This window comes from Lactiplantibacillus fabifermentans DSM 21115 (assembly GCF_000498955.2).
Classification (GTDB): domain Bacteria; phylum Bacillota; class Bacilli; order Lactobacillales; family Lactobacillaceae; genus Lactiplantibacillus; species Lactiplantibacillus fabifermentans.
The window spans coordinates 1-2,502 of the sequence record NZ_AYGX02000007.1 but is presented as its reverse complement, the minus strand read 5'-3'; the positions used below and the strand labels follow the sequence as shown (position 1 = coordinate 2,502).

Annotated in this window: 3 protein-coding genes; all 3 read left to right on the top strand. The window is 45.8% G+C overall.

Annotated features, from left to right (window positions below; translation table 11 throughout):
* The coding region (locus DY78_RS00480) for a winged helix-turn-helix domain-containing protein (protein WP_169817044.1) at positions 1–445 on the top strand (445 nt) is incomplete at its 5' end.
* A complete protein-coding gene (locus DY78_RS00475) occupies positions 438–1,826 on the top strand; it encodes a sensor histidine kinase (protein WP_024626261.1) in 1,389 nt (462 codons plus the stop codon). The genes DY78_RS00480 and DY78_RS00475, both read left to right, overlap by 8 nt.
* A gap of 347 nt (positions 1,827–2,173) precedes the next feature.
* Positions 2,174–2,422: a hypothetical protein gene (locus DY78_RS00470; protein WP_024626262.1), complete on the top strand. Its 249-nt coding sequence runs from the start codon at positions 2,174–2,176 to the stop codon at positions 2,420–2,422.
* Positions 2,423–2,502 lie beyond the last annotated feature (80 nt).

Below are 2,502 nucleotides of genomic sequence, written 5' to 3'. Positions count from 1 at the left end.
AGCTGATCTTTTTTGTCCGAACAGCGTTCGGATTAATTTTACAATCTACCATATTACGAAACCTTTTGAAATCGAAGAATTATTAGCGCGCATCCGGGTCATTCAACGCCGCCTAGAAAACCAAGTTGAACCCAACCAAGTGTATCAACTCGATGAGGTGATTTTAGATACGAAGTCGCATCGCGTCACTAACGCCGGCGCCGAAGTGCAACTGACGCATCGCGAATATGACTTATTGCAATTCTTCTTGGCACATCCCGACGAAGTCTTCACTCGTGACGACTTGCTCGACCAAGTCTGGGGCGCCGACTTTTTAGGCCAACAAAATGTCGTCGATGTCTACGTCGGTTACTTGCGCAGTAAGATTGAAACGCCCAATGCCGGGCCGCTCATTAAAACGGTCCGCGGCGTGGGCTACAAGTTAAGGGAGGCCACTAATGGCTAAAAAAACCGGGACCCCGACCTACGAACAACTGATTAATGCCACCATCAAACGGCTCGTTTTAACGATTACGTTGACGATTAGCTTAGTTATCTTAGTGATGGTCGGCGTCCAGCAAACCGTCAGCACGATGCACGAATCCCGCGATTTGATGAACAGTTTGCATCAAGCCAACATTAAAGACGTCCCGAGTTTTATTCATTGGAATAACTCGACAACGCGTAATACCCAACAAGCCGCCTTTATTCGCGTTACCACAAATAAAGCGACGATTACGACGACCACTAAAAGCAAACGGACGATTTTAACGACCCCGTCATCTAAAGCCTTTTTCGCTAAAAATCAAACGAAACTCGTTGGGCCATTAGTATATGTGCGGGGCTTCGGCTTTTTCGTCACTTACTCGGAAAAAGACGGCCAAAACACATATCAATTGTGGGTCAGTTTGAAACGCTTAATTAGTAGTTTCTTCTTATTAATTGTCTTAACAGTGGTGTTGACCTTAATCACCCTCGGCTTCGGGACGTGGTGGGCCCATCGCTTAGCGGCGCGGTTAAGCGCCCCGACTATCGATTTGTTACACGAAACGAAGTACACGTCGAATAATCCGGACGCCGACCAACCGACCTTAAAGATTCCGGCCAGTCCGCGGGAAATCAATGATCTAGGCCAAGCGTTCAATGAATTACTCGTGGCCCAAAATCAACGCCTGCAACACGAGCGCCAATTCATTTCCGATGCTTCCCATGAACTACGGACGCCGATTGCGGCGATTCGCGGTAATCTCAGCCTGATTCGCCGCCGGGGTGACGCCCATCCTGAAATCATTCCTGAATCGTTAAACTTTATCGATGAAGAATCTTTACGGATGCAACATTTAATCGAAAATCTCTTACATTTGTCCCGGGCCGACCGGGCCAAACTCGAATTGACCGACCAAGATTTATCATTCTTACTATTACAACTCGGGGAACATTACCAGCCATCAATCGACCAACCGGTGAAGTTGGCGATTGACCCGGACATCCATGTACCGGGTAACGCTGAGATGCTCCAACAGATCGTGGTCGCCTTGCTGGACAACGCCCACAAGTATTCACCCCACGACCAGCCAATTACGTTGAGCCTCACGCAAACGGCTAACAGCGTCCGTTTAGCCGTGGCCGACTTCGGTGAAGGGATTCCCGATGACCAAAAACAGGCCGTCTTCCAACGCTTCTACCGGGTCGACCAATCCCGCTCCCAAGAAATCGAAGGTAGCGGGTTAGGCTTAGCGATTGTGAAACAACTGGTCACGTTGAACCAAGCGCAAATTGAAGTGACTAATAACCAACCACAAGGCAGTATTTTCACCATTATTTGGTCAAAACCAACCAAGCCGTAGTTACCGTTGCTGAGGTCGCTTTTCAACCAAATATCATGACCATTAAAAGTTCTGCGACGAATTCAATGTCGTAGAACTTTTTTTATTGCCACCGTCCCGATATCGCCTTGATAATAATAAATAACAACATCACCTAACTTCGTTTTAAAAATATTTTTATTTAATACTAGCCGTTCTTAAGTTTCAAAAACACTGCCATATCAACATTTTCGACCAATTCTAAACGATTATAAGTCCCTTTCTAAGAAATTCTTAGATAAAGCTTACTAAAACTCGATAGTTACTCCCCCGGTTTGCCGGTAAACTATAGTCATTCAAGTCAAGCAAGCAACTAAGGAGCTGTGAACATGTTATTAGATACCGATCCCAAAATTAAAAATATTACCGCGGTCCGGTTGGTAAAAGTCTTTTACCCCCTCGTCATTGCGCAAACTGAAGCTGGCGAGTACATCAAAGTCAAACTCAGCGATGAACAATTGAGTGACCCGTTGTTTTGGGAAACGGCGCGTAACATTCGCAAATCCAAGTTATGGGTGCCACTTGGCGTTCACTTTCACCAACTACTCGCTAACGATTGGATCATGCCAACCGCTTAGTTAAAAAAAACAAAAAATAACTTAATCGGTAGATTGTAAAATTAATCCGAACGCTGTTCGGACAAAAAAGATCAGCTTCC